Below are 15,112 nucleotides of genomic sequence, written 5' to 3'. Positions count from 1 at the left end.
CGCCAGCACGGCGCGACTCTCCAGCAGCGCCCACGCTGCGCTTTCGCGGAGCGAGCCGGGCGAGGGGCGCGCTGGCGCTCGCAACACTCTGCGCCCTGCTCTGCCTGGCGGTCTCGGGCTGCACCCTTGGTACGCAACGACCGGAAGACGACGATATGACTCCTTCGAGCTCAGCCCCGAATAACAGTGTTCCAGCCGCGGAGGAGGCCGCGGCCTCCAGCGGCGACAATATCGCCGAGGCGAGCGTCACTCGGGTGCGTTCTGGCCTCGGAGTAGGCCTGAACGTCTCCATTCAGCTCCGAACAAGCGCGATGAGCGCTGAGGAGTTGGCGGCACTGTTGTCAGCGATGGCGTCGTTCATTCCCGACGACATCGGGGTGGTCCAGTTCGTCGCGCGCGACGATGCTGGCAAGATCTTCCGCCTCACCGAGGTGGGCAAGGAACTTGCTATCCCCGCGCTCAATACCAACAGCTCCGCCGGCGAGGTGACCATCCCGGCGGCCGATCTGCGCGAAGCGTTCCCCGAATGACGGACATGGAACAGCTGATGCGAACAGGAGCGCAACCAGCACGGCGCGCCTCTTCAACACCGCCCACAATGCGCTTTCGCCTGATCGGGCGCTGGTCGCAGCTCGACCTGCGGTCAGAAGATGCCGCGGCCGCGAGCATCCGCCGCTACGTTCAGAACCTGCTCGGGTCCGCCGATGCGGAGGCCCAGGCCCGCGCGTTGCTGCGACGATCGCTGCATGAGGGCGTCGGTATGGCGCGCGAGGCGAGCGCCGTGAGCATGTTCCTTGCGCGGGAGATCGCACCGGGCACGGCTATGCCGGTCACCCTGACGGTCTACTCCCCCAGCAACCTAACGATGAGTCCGTCGATCGGCACCGCGCCGGCAACCGTCGCCGACCAATTGCAGAAGGGCCTCACCACTCTGGCGGTCGCTGGCATCGAGACGGCAGCCCGGCTCGAGATCGAAGGCTCGCACATCCTGCGGGTGCATCACGAGCGTCAGGACCCTGTGCACGAGGCGACACCCGACGTGCCCATGCGCAAACTCATGGTCGACTACTGGTACACGGTGCCCGGCAGTAAGCAGGTGGTTCTGGTCAACTTCATGACCCCCTTGGTCGACCTGCGCGACGTGATTCTCGAGTTCTTCGACTCCATCGTGGGCGCATCTCGCTTCGACGGAGCCTGACACCTGCGGTGCAGTGTGTCGTCCGTGGTCCGGGGGGAATACTCCTTGTCGGGCAGCGTTGGTAGACTCCACAGCAGTACGTGCTCCGGGGTCGGTGAGAATCCGAACCGGCGGTGATAGTCCGCGACCCGCGGATCTGCGAAAGCAGGGATGCGGTTGAGCCGGTGAAATTCCGGCACCGACGGTAATGAGACGTGGGCGACCACGGCTCTCAGTCCGGATGAGAGGAAGCACACGTGTTCTGCTGACCGCAGACCACGTCCGCCGACAGGTGGTACCAACCCCGGAGACGTGTTAACAGAGACACGAGGACCGGATGACTGCACAGGCTTCCCGCGAGATCGACCCCGCGGTTGTCGACGCCATGCGCCATGCCCTGTCTCTTGCGCGCCGCGGGCCCACCTGGGGCGTCAATCCCCAAGTCGGATGCGTGATTCTGGGGCCGGATGGGTCTCGCATCGCCGAGGGCTGGCATCGCGGATCAGGCAGCCCCCATGCCGAGGTCGATGCGCTTTCGAAGCTTGCTCGGGGAGAAGCGCGTGGCGCCACCGCTGTTGTCACCCTGGAGCCGTGCAACCACACCGGCAAGACCGGGCCGTGCACCGATGCCCTCATCACTGCGGGCGTTGGCCGCGTGTTCTTCGCCTCGACCGATCCTGGAGTCCCCTCCGGCGGCGGCGCCCGTCGCCTGAGGGACGCGGGAATCACGGTTGTCGGGGGCGTTCTGAGCGCAGAGGCCGACGAACTCATCCTTCCGTGGCTGACCGCTGTCCGCCGCGGGCGCCCCTGGGTGACCGTCAAGTGGGCATCAAGCCTCGACGGCCGGGTCGCCGCAGCAGATGGCACGAGCCAATGGATCACGGGCACGGCCGCCCGCCAACGGGTGCACGAAATGCGCGCGGCGTCGGACGCCATCGCCGTCGGCACAGGCACAGTGTTGGCCGACGACCCCTCCCTCACGGCCCGCGGCGACGGCGGCGAACTCATGGAGCACCAGCCGGTTCCCGTCGTTATCGGGCAGTCGATGGTCCCGGCGTCTGCGCGGGTATTTCAGCATCCGCAACCCGCCATCATCACCTCGAGTCGGGACCTGGATGCGGTTCTCGCCGATCTGTTCTCCCGCGGCATTCGGCGCCTCTTCGTTGAGGGCGGCCCGACCCTGGCGAGCGCCTTTATCGCCGCCGGGCTCGCCGACGACTACGCCGTGTTTCTCGGCCCTGTTCTTCTGGGGGCCGGCAGGGCGGCAGTCGATGCGATTGGCGTCGAAACGATCCAGGATGCGCGCCGGCTCCGAACCATCGGAATTGAGCAGCTCGGTGACGATCTGCTCATTCTCGCGCGCCCCGCTATGCCACTCGACCCCCTCTCACCTGCCACAGAAGGATCACACTGATGTTCACGGGAATCATCGAAGAACTCGGCGAGATTCTCGCCTGGGACGAGACGGCCGATGCTGCCCGCATCACCGTGCGTGCCCCGCTGAGCGTCTCGGATGCCGGCCACGGCGATTCGATCGCGGTGAGCGGCGTATGCCTCACGGTCGTCGACCAGGGCGACGACTGGTTTACGGCCGATGTGATGGCCCAGACGATCGCGATGAGCACTCTCGGCGGCCTCGGCGTGGGATCGGTCGTGAACCTTGAGCGGGCCGCGCCGGTGCACGGCCGGCTCGGTGGGCACATAGTGCAGGGTCACATCGACGGCACGAGTGAGCTGCTTTCCATCGTCCCCGGCGAGTCATGGCGCGTGCTCCGATTCAGCCTCGCTCCCGGCGTCGCACCCCTCGTCACCGACAAGGGCTCGATCGCCGTTTCGGGCGTATCCCTCACCGTCAGCGCGGTGGGGGATGACTGGTTCGAGGTCTCCCTTATTCCCGAGACGCTTGTTGCCACGACGCTCGGAGCGCTCTCGGTGGGCGACCGCGTGAACATCGAGACCGACATTCTTGCCCGTCATGTGCAGCGACTGCTGCGCTTCGGGATTCCCGCCGACGACGCGGACGCCGTCCGTGCTTCGGCACCCTACGAGAGGAGCGAGTCATGAGCCTCGCCGACATTCCTACCGCTATCGCCGAGCTCCGCCTTGGCCGTCCCGTGATCGTCGTCGACGACGAGGGCCGCGAGAACGAAGGCGATGTTGTTATCTCCGCTTCCCTCGCCACCCCAGAGTGGATCGGCTGGATGGTCCGTTACACGTCGGGATATGTGTGCGCACCCATGAGCCGCGACTACGCCGATCGCCTCGATCTGCCTCCCATGGTCGTCAACAACGAAGACCCCCGCGGCACCGCGTACACCGTCTCCGTCGATGCGGCCTTCGGCGTGACTACTGGCATCAGCGCATCCGATCGCTCCACAACGCTTCGCGTGCTCGCGGACCCGGAGTCGACGCCCGCCAGCGTCATCCGCCCCGGCCACGTTCTGCCGCTGCGCGCCGTTGACGGAGGCGTTCGCGAACGGGCTGGCCACACGGAGGCGACAGTTGACCTCATGCGTCTCGCCGGGCTCGAACCCGTTGGAGCCATCGCCGAGATCGTCGAGGACTCTGGCGAAATGATGCGCCTGCCCGGCCTGATCGAGCTGGGCGAAGAGCATGGCATCGTGGTCGTGACCATCGCCGACCTCATCGACTACATCAACGATCTCGCCGACGATGCCGCTGCCCCGGATGCCGTGCGCACGGCACCGTCATCGCGAGTCATTTTCGAGGTCGAGACTCCGCTGCCGACCGTGCACGGAATGCTCACGGTGCGGGCCTACCGCGACCGCATGAGCGGTGCCGAGCATCTGGCGATCATCTCGGGCGAGCCCCGCGACAACGCGCTCGTGCGCGTTCATTCCGAGTGCCTTACGGGTGAGGTTCTCGGGTCCCTCAAGTGCGAGTGCGGGCCCCAGCTCGACGCCGCTCTTGAAGCGATCCAGCGCGAGGGCGGCGTCGTGATCTACATGCGCGGCCACGAGGGCCGGGGCATCGGCCTCGTCAACAAGCTGAGGGCTTACCGCCTGCAAGAGAACGGTCTCGACACCGTCGATGCCAACGTCGCGCTCGGGCTGCCTGCCGACGGCCGTGACTACGGGGCTGCCGTTGCGATTCTCGAGGAGCTGGGCATCCGCTCGGTTCGCGTCATCACCAATAACCCCGACAAGGTCAAGCAACTCACCGACCGGGGCATCGTCGTCACGGAGCAGGTGCCGATCCTGGTGGGCGTCGACGCCCTCAACGAGCAATATCTGCGCACTAAGCGCGACCGCATGGGGCACACCCTGCCACAGACCATCACGGCGCTCGCCCCGATCGACGTAGACGAAATGGCTCGACAGAGCCGAAAGGAGCAGGCGCTATGAGCGGAGAAGGTTCTCCCACACTTTCCGTCGACGGCCGAGGGCTGTCGATTACGATCGTGGCCGGCCGATGGCACGAAGTGATCACCGAGGGCCTGCTTGCCGGTGCGCGTCGGGTTCTCGACGCGGCAGGGGCAGAGGTGGCCATCGTGCGCGTGCCGGGGAGCTTTGAGTTGCCCGTCGTCGCCAAAGCCGCTCTCGAGTCGGGGGCGGATGCTGTGGTCGCCCTTGGCGTAATCATCAGGGGCGGCACGCCCCACTTCGAATACGTGTCGGCCGCTGCCACCGACGGGCTCACCCGGGTGGCGCTCGACACGGGCAAGCCGGTCGGCTTCGGTCTGCTCACGCTCGACGATGAGCAGCAGGGCCTCGACCGCGCCGGCCTCGAGGGGTCGAGAGAAGACAAGGGCGCAGAGGCGGCAGAGGCGGCTATCGCGACCGCCGTCACTCTGCGCGCCCTCCGTCGCTAGCGCGACAGATTCGGTTGACGGCGAACCGCTGGGAATTCGCGCAGACCCGGCCTAGCCTGAAGCCATGGTCTATGACTCAAGCTCAGAACTATCGTCCATCGCGCGAGGAATCTGGTGGTTCGTTCTGCTGCGCGGCATCTTCGCAATAATCTTCGGGCTCATCGCGATCATCGCACCCGTCATCGCCCTCGTCGGCATCACCATCGTCTTCGGCATCTACGCCACGATCGATGGCATCGTCGCAATAGCGCAGGCCATCCGTTTGAGAAGGAGCCTTGCGTACTGGGGGTGGCTCCTCGTGCAGGGAATCATCTCGCTGCTCGCCGGTCTTTTCGCACTGTTCTCACCGCAGATCTTTGGCACTATCGGCGGGCTCTTCATTCTGTGGATCATCGCGATCTACGCCCTCGTCAACGGTGTTGTCGGGTTTGCTTCCGGCGTCGGGTCCGAGAGCTCCTCGACCAAGACCTGGGGATTCGTTTCTTCGGCCATCAGCGTGGTCTTTGCGATCATCCTCGGAATCGCTCTCGTGCTCTCTCCGGGGGCCACCGTGACGAGCCTCGTGTGGGTCGTGGGCATCTACGGCATCATCTTCGGCGTTGCGCTTCTCATCGCGGCATTCCAGCTGCGCAGCACAACCAAGCGGCTCGCTCTGTGACGCAGTAATTCGAAGGCCGCGCAGGGTCGTCCGTATACGCCCCTAAACTGACGTATACGCACAGGATTCGGAGCAACGATGACCACCCCCGCCTCGGCAGTCCCCTCAATACCGGCCAACCCTCGCTCGCGGGTGATTCTCGCGAGCCTGATCGGCACGACGATCGAGTTCTATGACTTCTACGTCTATGCGACGGCGGCTGTGCTGGTCTTTCCGCACCTGTTCTTTCCCACGGGCGATGCCACAACCGCTCTCCTCTCGTCGTTCGCCGTCTTCGGGGCGGCCATGGTCGCTCGCCCCCTCGGGGCGGTCTTCTTCGGGCACCTGGGAGATCGCGTTGGTCGCAAAACCACCCTCGTTGCCGCCCTGCTCACGATGGGCATCGCAACATTCCTCATCGGGGTGTTGCCGACCTACGCGGTAATCGGCTGGTTCGCGCCGCTGCTCCTCGTGATTCTGCGCCTCGCCCAGGGCTTCGCACTCGGGGGCGAGTGGAGCGGGGCCGCCCTCGTCGCAACCGAGAACGCTCCCGCCGGCAAGCGCGGCCGGTACGGCACCTTTCCGCAGCTCGGGGCGCCCATTGGCTTCATCATCGCCAACGGCCTCTTCCTCATCATCGCTGCGCTCTTGCCCTCCACCGATCCCAGCCGACCGTCAGACGCATTCCTGGAGTGGGGATGGCGCATCCCGTTCCTCTTCTCCGCCGTCATGGTGATCGTCGGGCTCTGGGTGCGGCTGCGACTGGTCGAGAGCGAGGCGTTCTCCTCCTCGGCGGCCAAGGGAAAGCTCGTCAAGCTGCCGCTCAGCACCGTACTTCGATCCAACTGGCGCGAGCTCATCCTCGGCACTTTCTTCATGCTCGCGACCTACGTGCTCTTCTACCTGATGACCACGTTCTCCCTGAGCTACGGTCGCGCCCCCGTCGACCCCACCGACCCCGGAGTCCTGCCCGGCCTCGGCTACAGCTACAACGACTTCGTGCTGATGATGATCGTCGGCGTCGTATTCTTCGGCATCTTCACTCTCGTCTCGGGTCCCTGGGCAGATCGCTATGGGCGTCGCAAGCTGCTCATCTGGGTCACCGTCGCCATCATCGCGTTCGGCCTTGTCTGGGTCCCGATGCTCGGTTCCGGGTTCGTGGGCGTCATGGCGTGGCTCATCGTGGGCTTCACTCTTATGGGCATGACCTTCGGCCCGATGGGCGCCCTGCTGCCCGAGCTGTTCCCCACCAACGTGCGCTACACGGGCTCCGGCATCTCCTACAACGTGAGCTCCATCCTCGGCGCTGCTGTTGCTCCGTTCATCGCCGTCTGGCTGTGGACCACGGCGGATGGGAGCCCAGCGCTCGTCGGCATCTACCTCTCGGTTATGGCCACCATCACCCTCGTCGCCCTCCTCCTGGGCAAAGAGACCAAAGACGTCGACATCGAGCGTTAGTCGCTCCCTCGCTCGCGTCGCTGGGTCCGCGCAAAAGAGAGATGCTGGGGCGGCCTAGAATAGAACCATGACTCCACGTAACGGCACGCGCGGCGCTGTCACCTTCTGGTCCTGGGCCCTCGTTATTGCTTCTGCGGCACTCTTTGCCGCCTGGGTCTACACGGTCTTCATCAAGTAGAGGCAAAGCTCGTCTCGGCTGGCTTCAGCTGAGGACGACTGAACGGCGCCGACTCTGGCCACATCGTGGCTCGGCGCCAGTGCATCGATCCCTCGCTGCCTACTGCTGCGCGTCGTCGAGAAAGACGCGTTTATAGCTGCGCCCGTCTGCCAGCGTCACCACTTCGGCACGCAGTCCGCCACGCGACACCCTGAGGTACACCGCTTGTGGCGTTACGCCGAGCGCTTTAGCTGCGTCGGCAACGGAGAGCCCAGGCAGGTCAGTCGGCACGCTACTGGGCCGCGCAGAACGCTTGCGTCCGGCCTCTAGCCTCTCGGCGATCTCCTCGTCGGATCCCTGCCAGCGCCACTTAGCCGCGGCCGGCTTGAGCCCTGCGGCCGCAGAAATCTCGTCCCAGCTACGGCCGGCACTCACGGCATCGCGCACGGCCGCCAGCGTTGCAGGGTCAGCCTGGAGAGCAGCACGGGCGCTCCGGATGCTTGCCAACCGCTCGAGGGCATCTGGCGTAGACGCAGAGTCGCCTGCCGCAATCAGCCGTTCGATGGCGGCCCGGGTCTCGGGTGAAAGGTAGTTCATAGTCTGGCCATGCTACCGAGCACTGGACATGTGAGGCGCGGCCATCAGCGATGCGCCACCATCAATGCATCGCCAGAGCCAGCCCTACAGAACAACCTCTTAAATGCAAAAAAGCCACCCCAGATAACTGGGGTGGCTTTCTTACAAAGAAGTCCGGCGGTGTCCTACTCTCCCACAGGGTCCCCCCTGCAGTACCATCGGCGCAACGAGTCTTAGCTTCCGGGTTCGGAATGTAACCGGGCGTTTCCCTCGCGCTATGGCCGCCGAAACACTATTGATTTATGTATCAGTTCATAGCCACACATCCGTTGTCCGTGAAGGACTTGGGGTGTGTGGGTTGATCCCCGACCGTAAATCGGGAACCACAAAGTGGACGCGTAGACATCTTTGAAAGTGTTATCAAGTTATCGGCTTATTAGTACAGGTCAGCTCCATGCGTCGTTAGTCCGCACTTCCACATCCTGCCTATCAACCCAGTAGTCTAGCTGGGAGCCTCTCCCCTAAAAGGGATGGAAATCTCATCTTGAAGCTGGCTTCCCGCTTAGATGCTTTCAGCGGTTATCCATTCCGAACGTAGCTAATCAGCGGTGCTCCTGGCGGAACAACTGACACACCAGAGGTTCGTCCATCCCGGTCCTCTCGTACTAGGGATAGATCTTCTCAAATTTCCTGCGCGCGCAGAGGATAGGGACCGAACTGTCTCACGACGTTCTAAACCCAGCTCGCGTACCGCTTTAATGGGCGAACAGCCCAACCCTTGGGACCTACTCCAGCCCCAGGATGCGACGAGCCGACATCGAGGTGCCAAACCATGCCGTCGATATGGACTCTTGGGCAAGATCAGCCTGTTATCCCCGAGGTACCTTTTATCCGTTGAGCGACAGCGCTTCCACAAGCCACTGCCGGATCACTAGTCCCGACTTTCGTCCCTGCTCGACTTGTCAGTCTCACAGTCAAGCTCCCTTGTGCACTTACACTCGACACCTGATTGCCAACCAGGTTGAGGGAACCTTTGGGCGCCTCCGTTACTTTTTAGGAGGCAACCGCCCCAGTTAAACTACCCACCAGGCACTGTCCGAGAACCGGATTACGGTTCGTCGTTAGATATCCAATATGACCAGAGTGGTATTTCAACAATGACTCCACCGACACTAGCGTGCCAGCTTCACAGTCTCCCACCTATCCTACACAAGCCACACCGAACACCAATACCAAGCTGTAGTAAAGGTCACGGGGTCTTTCCGTCCTTCTGCGCGTAACGAGCATCTTTACTCGTAGTGCAATTTCGCCGAGTTCGCGGTTGAGACAGCTGGGAAGTCGTTACGCCATTCGTGCAGGTCGGAACTTACCCGACAAGGAATTTCGCTACCTTAGGATGGTTATAGTTACCACCGCCGTTTACTGGGGCTTAAATTCTCAGCTTCGCCTTGCGGCTAACCGTTCCTCTTAACCTTCCAGCACCGGGCAGGCGTCAGTCCGTATACATCGTCTTGCGACTTGGCACGGACCTGTGTTTTTAGTAAACAGTCGCTTCCCACTGGTCTCTGCGGCCTTCAAACGCTTTCGGAGCTAGTCCTAATACGCCTCAGGCCCCCCTTCTCCCGAAGTTACGGGGGCATTTTGCCGAGTTCCTTAACCACGATTCTCTCGATCTCCTTAGTATTCTCTACCTGAACACCTGAGTCGGTTTGGGGTACGGGTGACTAAAACCTCGCGTCGATGCTTTTCTTGGCAGCATAGGATCACTGATTTCGCCCATTCGGGCTACCCATCGGGTCTCAACCTTAATGAGAGACGGATTTGCCTATCTCTCGGCCTACATCCTTAGACCGGGACAACCATCGCCCGGCTCAGCTACCTTCCTGCGTCACACCTGTTAATACGCTAACCGCACCAGAACGGGGTCGAGCGTTAGACCGGTCCGCCGCACCCCGAAGGGATTGGTCAGTCCGGGTTAGGACTCTTAGCACTACTGGATTAGTTTGGGCGGTTTTTCGTCAGTACGGGAATATCAACCCGTTGTCCATCGACTACGCCTGTCGGCCTCGCCTTAGGTCCCGACTTACCCAGGGCGGATTAACCTGGCCCTGGAACCCTTGTTCTTTCGGAGGACGGGTTTCTCACCCGTCTTTCGCTACTCATGCCTGCATTCTCACTCGTGTAGGCTCCACGGCTGGTTTACACCGCCGCTTCACTGCCCACACGACGCTCTCCTACCACTCCGTACGGCTGAACCACGAAGGCTTACCTAAAATACGAAATCTACAACTTCGGTGGTGTGCTTGAGCCCCGTTACATTGTCGGCGCGGAATCACTTGACCAGTGAGCTATTACGCACTCTTTCAAGGGTGGCTGCTTCTAAGCCAACCTCCTGGTTGTCTCTGCAACTCCACATCCTTTTCCACTTAGCACACGCTTGGGGACCTTAGTTGGTAGTCTGGGTTGTTTCCCTCTCGACGATGAAGCTTATCCCCCACCGTCTCACTGCTGCGCTCTCACTTACCGGCATTCGGAGTTTGGCTGACGTCAGTAACCTTTTAGGGCCCATCGGCCATCCAGTAGCTCTACCTCCGGCAAGAAACACGCAACGCTGCACCTAAATGCATTTCGGAGAGAACCAGCTATCACGAAGTTTGATTGGCCTTTCACCCCTATCCACAGCTCATCCCCTCCATTTTCAACTGAAGTGGGTTCGGTCCTCCACGCGCTCTTACACGCGCTTCAACCTGGCCATGGATAGATCACTTCGCTTCGGGTCTAGGACATGCGACTGAATTGCCCTATTCAGACTCGCTTTCGCTACGGCTTCCCCACTCGGGTTAACCTCGCCACATATCGCTAACTCGCAGGCTCATTCTTCAAAAGGCACGCTGTCACCCCTGCTATGGAGGCTCCAACGGTTTGTATGCAAACGGTTTCAGGTACTATTTCACTCCCCTCCCGGGGTACTTTTCACCTTTCCCTCACGGTACTTGTCCGCTATCGGTCTTCTGGGAGTATTTAGGCTTATCAGGTGGTCCTGACAGATTCACACGGGATTTCTCGGGCCCCGTGATACTTGGGATACATCTCGCGCCATTAGAACATTTCGACTACGGGGTTGGCACCCTCTATGACTGGCCTTTCAAGACCATTCGTCTATATTCCTCTGTAACGCTTGCAGTACGGCAGTAACTGCTGAAACGTCCCGCAACCCCGACCATGCAACGCCTGCCGGCTATCACACATGATCGGTTTGGCCTCTTCCGATTTCGCTCGCCACTACTCACGGAATCACTGTTGTTTTCTCTTCCTGTGGGTACTGAGATGTTTCACTTCCCCACGTTCCCTCTACCCGCCCTATATATTCAGGCGGGAGTCACCAGGTCGCATTGCTGCGCCTGGCGGGGTTTCCCCATTCGGAAATCCTCGGATCAAAGCTCTATTATCAGCTCCCCGAGGCTTATCGCAGATTTATACGTCCTTCTTCGGCTCCAGAAGCCAAGGCATTCACCGTTTGCACTTAGAAACTTGATTGACAAAATCACACAAAGATCAGCGTCAACACCGACTCGAAAGCCGGCGTCTTACTCGATCTAAATTGAAGACATCACGCGCTCCAACAACCATCCAGGGCAAGCCCTGTCGGCTGAATTTGCGCGAGTGTCTAAGATGCTCGCGTCCACTGTGTAGTTCTCAAAATACGGGCGGTACCCCCTCATCAACACCAAACAACGGTGTCTCCGACAGAGGTCCAGAGGAGTTCGGTCGACACCCAAAGGCGCCGGCCCGGTCCCTCAGGACCCAACAGCGTGCAAAGACCAGAACCCTCCCCCAAACCCTTTTCCTTCCGAACAAGTTCGGCGTACTAAAGATTCAGGATCATCATCCTGGCCACAATGTCAATGTTCCACCCATGAGCGCCACCGGAGAACATATGTCTCCGAAATGGCTACGAGGTGTTCTAGCCCTGTATACAGAGGCATCCTCGAGTGCTCCTTAGAAAGGAGGTGATCCAGCCGCACCTTCCGGTACGGCTACCTTGTTACGACTTAGTCCTAATTACCAATCCCACCTTCGACAGCTCCCTCCTTGCGGTTGGGCCACTGGCTTCGGGTGTTACCGACTTTCATGACTTGACGGGCGGTGTGTACAAGGCCCGGGAACGTATTCACCGCAGCGTTGCTGATCTGCGATTACTAGCGACTCCGACTTCATGAGGTCGAGTTGCAGACCTCAATCCGAACTGAGACCGGCTTTTTGGGATTCGCTCCACCTTACGGTATTGCAGCCCTTTGTACCGGCCATTGTAGCATGCGTGAAGCCCAAGACATAAGGGGCATGATGATTTGACGTCATCCCCACCTTCCTCCGAGTTGACCCCGGCAGTCTCCTTTGAGTTCCCACCATTACGTGCTGGCAACAAAGAACGAGGGTTGCGCTCGTTGCGGGACTTAACCCAACATCTCACGACACGAGCTGACGACAACCATGCACCACCTGTTTACGAGTGTCCAAAGAGTTGACCATTTCTGGCCCGTTCTCGTATATGTCAAGCCTTGGTAAGGTTCTTCGCGTTGCATCGAATTAATCCGCATGCTCCGCCGCTTGTGCGGGCCCCCGTCAATTCCTTTGAGTTTTAGCCTTGCGGCCGTACTCCCCAGGCGGGGAACTTAATGCGTTAGCTGCGACACAGAAACCGTGGAATGGTCCCTACATCTAGTTCCCAACGTTTACGGCATGGACTACCAGGGTATCTAATCCTGTTCGCTCCCCATGCTTTCGCTCCTCAGCGTCAGTTACGGCCCAGAGATCTGCCTTCGCCATCGGTGTTCCTCCTGATATCTGCGCATTCCACCGCTACACCAGGAATTCCAATCTCCCCTACCGCACTCTAGTCTGCCCGTACCCACTGCAGGCTGGAGGTTGAGCCTCCAGATTTCACAGCAGACGCGACAAACCGCCTACGAGCTCTTTACGCCCAATAATTCCGGATAACGCTTGCACCCTACGTATTACCGCGGCTGCTGGCACGTAGTTAGCCGGTGCTTTTTCTGCAGGTACCGTCACTTTCGCTTCTTCCCTACTAAAAGAGGTTTACAACCCGAAGGCCGTCGTCCCTCACGCGGCGTTGCTGCATCAGGCTTTCGCCCATTGTGCAATATTCCCCACTGCTGCCTCCCGTAGGAGTCTGGGCCGTGTCTCAGTCCCAGTGTGGCCGGTCACCCTCTCAGGCCGGCTACCCGTCGTCGCCTTGGTGAGCCATTACCTCACCAACTAGCTGATAGGCCGCGAGTCCATCCCAGACCGAAATTCTTTCCAACCCCTCACCATGCGGTGGAGGTTCGTATCCGGTATTAGACGCCGTTTCCAGCGCTTATCCCAGAGTCTGGGGCAGGTTACTCACGTGTTACTCACCCGTTCGCCACTAATCCCACCAGAGCAAGCTCCGGTGTTCATCGTTCGACTTGCATGTGTTAAGCACGCCGCCAGCGTTCATCCTGAGCCAGGATCAAACTCTCCGTAAATGTTTGATTGCACAGCAGGTAAACCCGCCGGCACATCTAGTGTGAACGACCACCGGAAATAGGCGGACCGAACACAAGTTTGAAACTGACAAGAACAAATCATTACTGACTTGCTTGTTTTGTTTAATGTTTTTCCAAAGGAATCTCCTGCAACATCCCCGCTAGAAACGGTTCAATTGCACGAGGTTTTTGGCATTTGACATTGTGCACGCTGTTGAGTTCTCAAGGATCGGACGCTCCCGGTGCTCCACCTCACGGTGTTACTGCCGGGGCACTTCTCGTCCCACTTCATCCACCAGTCCCAAACACCCAGACACTCAAAAAGCGCCCAGTCTCAAGACCAGATCAACCGAAAACTCGGTTCGAAGCAGGTTTTATATCCTACGTCCCCACGGCCCGACTTTGCAAATCGGACATCTTCACGAAGAAGAACTCGGGGAGCGGCTGTTTAGAGCCAGGATTTGGTCCCACGTGAGGCCGAGAAGCTCTTCCGCTTCCCGCACCTTTGGGGTGACAAGAAAGAACTTTACGGGGATCTGGAACACCCGGCAAATCACCCCCACATCCCGGGCGTGTCGCGACACAACCTCGACAAAACACCCCCACCCCACCAACCACAAAAGACCCGCCTCCCCAACAAACACGGGAAAAACGGGCCTTCTCTGTGGTCACCGCATCGGATGACACTGCGGCGATGGCCGCCGAACCTGCAGCGGGACTAGCCCACCAGGTTCTGGACGAAAACATGCGGGGTGAACCCGGTGAGATCGCCGATGCCCTCACCCTGCCCCACGAGCTTGATGGGGATGCCCGTTCGCTCCTGGACGGCGAGCACAAAACCACCCTTTGCCGAGCCATCGAGTTTGGTGAGCACGAGGCCCGTTACCCCTGCGTGCTCGATGAACGCCTCCGCCTGAGCGAGCCCGTTCTGGCCCGTCGTGGCATCCAGCACCAGGAGCACCTCGGCGATCTCAGTCTGCTTCTCAATGACACGGCGAATCTTGGACAGCTCATCCATTAGCCCGCTCTTGGTCTGAAGCCGGCCCGCCGTGTCGATGATGGCGATCTCGATTCCCTCGGCGATGGCCTTCTCCACCGTCTGGAACGCGACAGACGCGGGATCTTGACCCTGCTGCTGCGGACGAACGATCTGAGCGCCGCCCCTCTCCGCCCAGGTAGCAAGTTGCTCGACTGCCGCAGCGCGGAAGGTATCCGCAGCGCCGACCACGACCGTGCGGCCGTGCCGCCCGAGGAATCTGGCGAACTTGCCGATCGTGGTGGTCTTGCCGACACCGTTGACTCCCACCACGAGCACGACGGCGGGACGGGCCGTGAGAGTAAGGGTGGGATCGAGGCGGGCGAGACGCTCCTCGAGATTCTCCCGAAGCATCCGCTTTAGGTCTGCGGGGTCTGTCGTCGAGTACTTCTTGACCTGGGCTCGCAGCTCCTCGATCACCGAGTCGGTGATGTCGGGGCCAAAGTCGGCAGAGATGAGCGCATCTTCGAGGTCCTCCCACGTGCCCTCGTCGATCGTCTTCTTTGCGAACATCCCGCGCAGGGCGCCGGAGAGGGACCAAGGGGTGCGATCTGCCATGACACCAGGGTAGAGCGTCAGCACGCCCGGAACGCTCCGCGGCACCAAACAGCGCCGCGACGGCGTTGCGGCTGGCTGGGCGACGGATGAATCACGACGAGCGAAGACGGGATTACGATGAGCGCCACTCGGCGCTCGGCCGAGACCTTCGCT

At 60.8% G+C, this 15,112-nt stretch carries 10 protein-coding genes, 3 rRNA genes and 1 riboswitch; of the genes, 8 read left to right on the top strand and 5 right to left on the bottom strand.

Annotation, left to right across the window (positions count from 1 at the left end):
- The first annotated feature begins 155 nt into the window (after window positions 1–155).
- The 8 genes from C2138_RS02480 (at window position 156) to C2138_RS02445 (ending at window position 7,104) form a co-directional block, all read left to right on the top strand.
- Complete coding sequence (locus C2138_RS02480; RefSeq protein ID WP_108515266.1) at window positions 156–530, top strand: hypothetical protein; 375 nt, start codon at window positions 156–158, stop codon at window positions 528–530.
- A 68-nt stretch (window positions 531–598) separates the two neighbouring features.
- Window positions 599–1,198, top strand: a complete 600-nt coding sequence (locus C2138_RS02475; RefSeq protein WP_108515264.1) for a hypothetical protein — start codon at window positions 599–601, stop codon at window positions 1,196–1,198.
- 78 nt (window positions 1,199–1,276) lie between these two features.
- Window positions 1,277–1,434: riboswitch (FMN riboswitch) on the top strand.
- An 80-nt stretch (window positions 1,435–1,514) separates the two neighbouring features.
- The gene (gene ribD, locus C2138_RS02470; protein ID WP_241961154.1) at window positions 1,515–2,591 is read left to right on the top strand and encodes a bifunctional diaminohydroxyphosphoribosylaminopyrimidine deaminase/5-amino-6-(5-phosphoribosylamino)uracil reductase RibD; all 1,077 of its coding nucleotides are present in this window, start codon (window positions 1,515–1,517) and stop codon (window positions 2,589–2,591) included.
- The gene (locus tag C2138_RS02465; protein WP_108515263.1) at window positions 2,591–3,241 is read left to right on the top strand and encodes a riboflavin synthase; all 651 of its coding nucleotides are present in this window, start codon (window positions 2,591–2,593) and stop codon (window positions 3,239–3,241) included. Before ribD ends, C2138_RS02465 begins: the two co-directional genes overlap by 1 nt.
- Entirely contained in the window at window positions 3,238–4,542 is a 1,305-nt protein-coding gene (gene ribA / locus C2138_RS02460) for a GTP cyclohydrolase II (RefSeq protein ID WP_108515261.1), read from the top strand. Before C2138_RS02465 ends, ribA begins: the two co-directional genes overlap by 4 nt.
- A complete protein-coding gene (ribH, locus tag C2138_RS02455; protein ID WP_108515260.1) occupies window positions 4,539–5,009 on the top strand; it encodes a 6,7-dimethyl-8-ribityllumazine synthase in 471 nt (156 codons plus the stop codon). The genes ribA and ribH overlap by 4 nt, the downstream gene beginning before the upstream one ends.
- 64 nt (window positions 5,010–5,073) lie before the next feature.
- Window positions 5,074–5,667 (top strand): HdeD family acid-resistance protein, encoded by a 594-nt coding sequence (locus C2138_RS02450; RefSeq protein ID WP_108515258.1) that lies wholly within the window; start codon window positions 5,074–5,076, stop codon window positions 5,665–5,667.
- Between the two features lie 78 nt (window positions 5,668–5,745).
- Window positions 5,746–7,104 (top strand): MFS transporter, encoded by a 1,359-nt coding sequence (locus C2138_RS02445; protein ID WP_108515257.1) that lies wholly within the window; start codon window positions 5,746–5,748, stop codon window positions 7,102–7,104.
- Between the two features lie 277 nt (window positions 7,105–7,381).
- On the opposite strand, the gene C2138_RS02440 is transcribed toward C2138_RS02445, so the two are convergent.
- The 5 genes from C2138_RS02440 to ftsY form a co-directional block, all read right to left on the bottom strand.
- Window positions 7,382–7,858: a hypothetical protein gene (locus tag C2138_RS02440; protein ID WP_108515255.1), complete on the bottom strand. Its 477-nt coding sequence runs from the start codon at window positions 7,856–7,858 to the stop codon at window positions 7,382–7,384.
- Between the two features lie 151 nt (window positions 7,859–8,009).
- Window positions 8,010–8,126, bottom strand: a 5S ribosomal RNA gene (gene rrf / locus C2138_RS02435).
- A gap of 127 nt (window positions 8,127–8,253) precedes the next feature.
- Window positions 8,254–11,374, bottom strand: a 23S ribosomal RNA gene (locus tag C2138_RS02430).
- Between the two features lie 466 nt (window positions 11,375–11,840).
- Window positions 11,841–13,365: ribosomal RNA gene (locus C2138_RS02425) — 16S ribosomal RNA — on the bottom strand.
- Together the 16S, 23S and 5S rRNA genes form the textbook arrangement of a ribosomal RNA operon.
- Window positions 13,366–14,083: 718 nt before the next feature.
- Entirely contained in the window at window positions 14,084–14,959 is an 876-nt protein-coding gene (gene ftsY / locus C2138_RS02415) for a signal recognition particle-docking protein FtsY (protein ID WP_108518698.1), read from the bottom strand.
- Window positions 14,960–15,112 lie beyond the last annotated feature (153 nt).

The organism is Salinibacterium hongtaonis, from assembly GCF_003065485.1.
GTDB lineage: Bacteria > Actinomycetota > Actinomycetes > Actinomycetales > Microbacteriaceae > Homoserinimonas > Homoserinimonas hongtaonis.
Note: the sequence above shows the minus strand (reverse complement) of the source record. Positions and strands in the feature narration are given on the sequence as shown.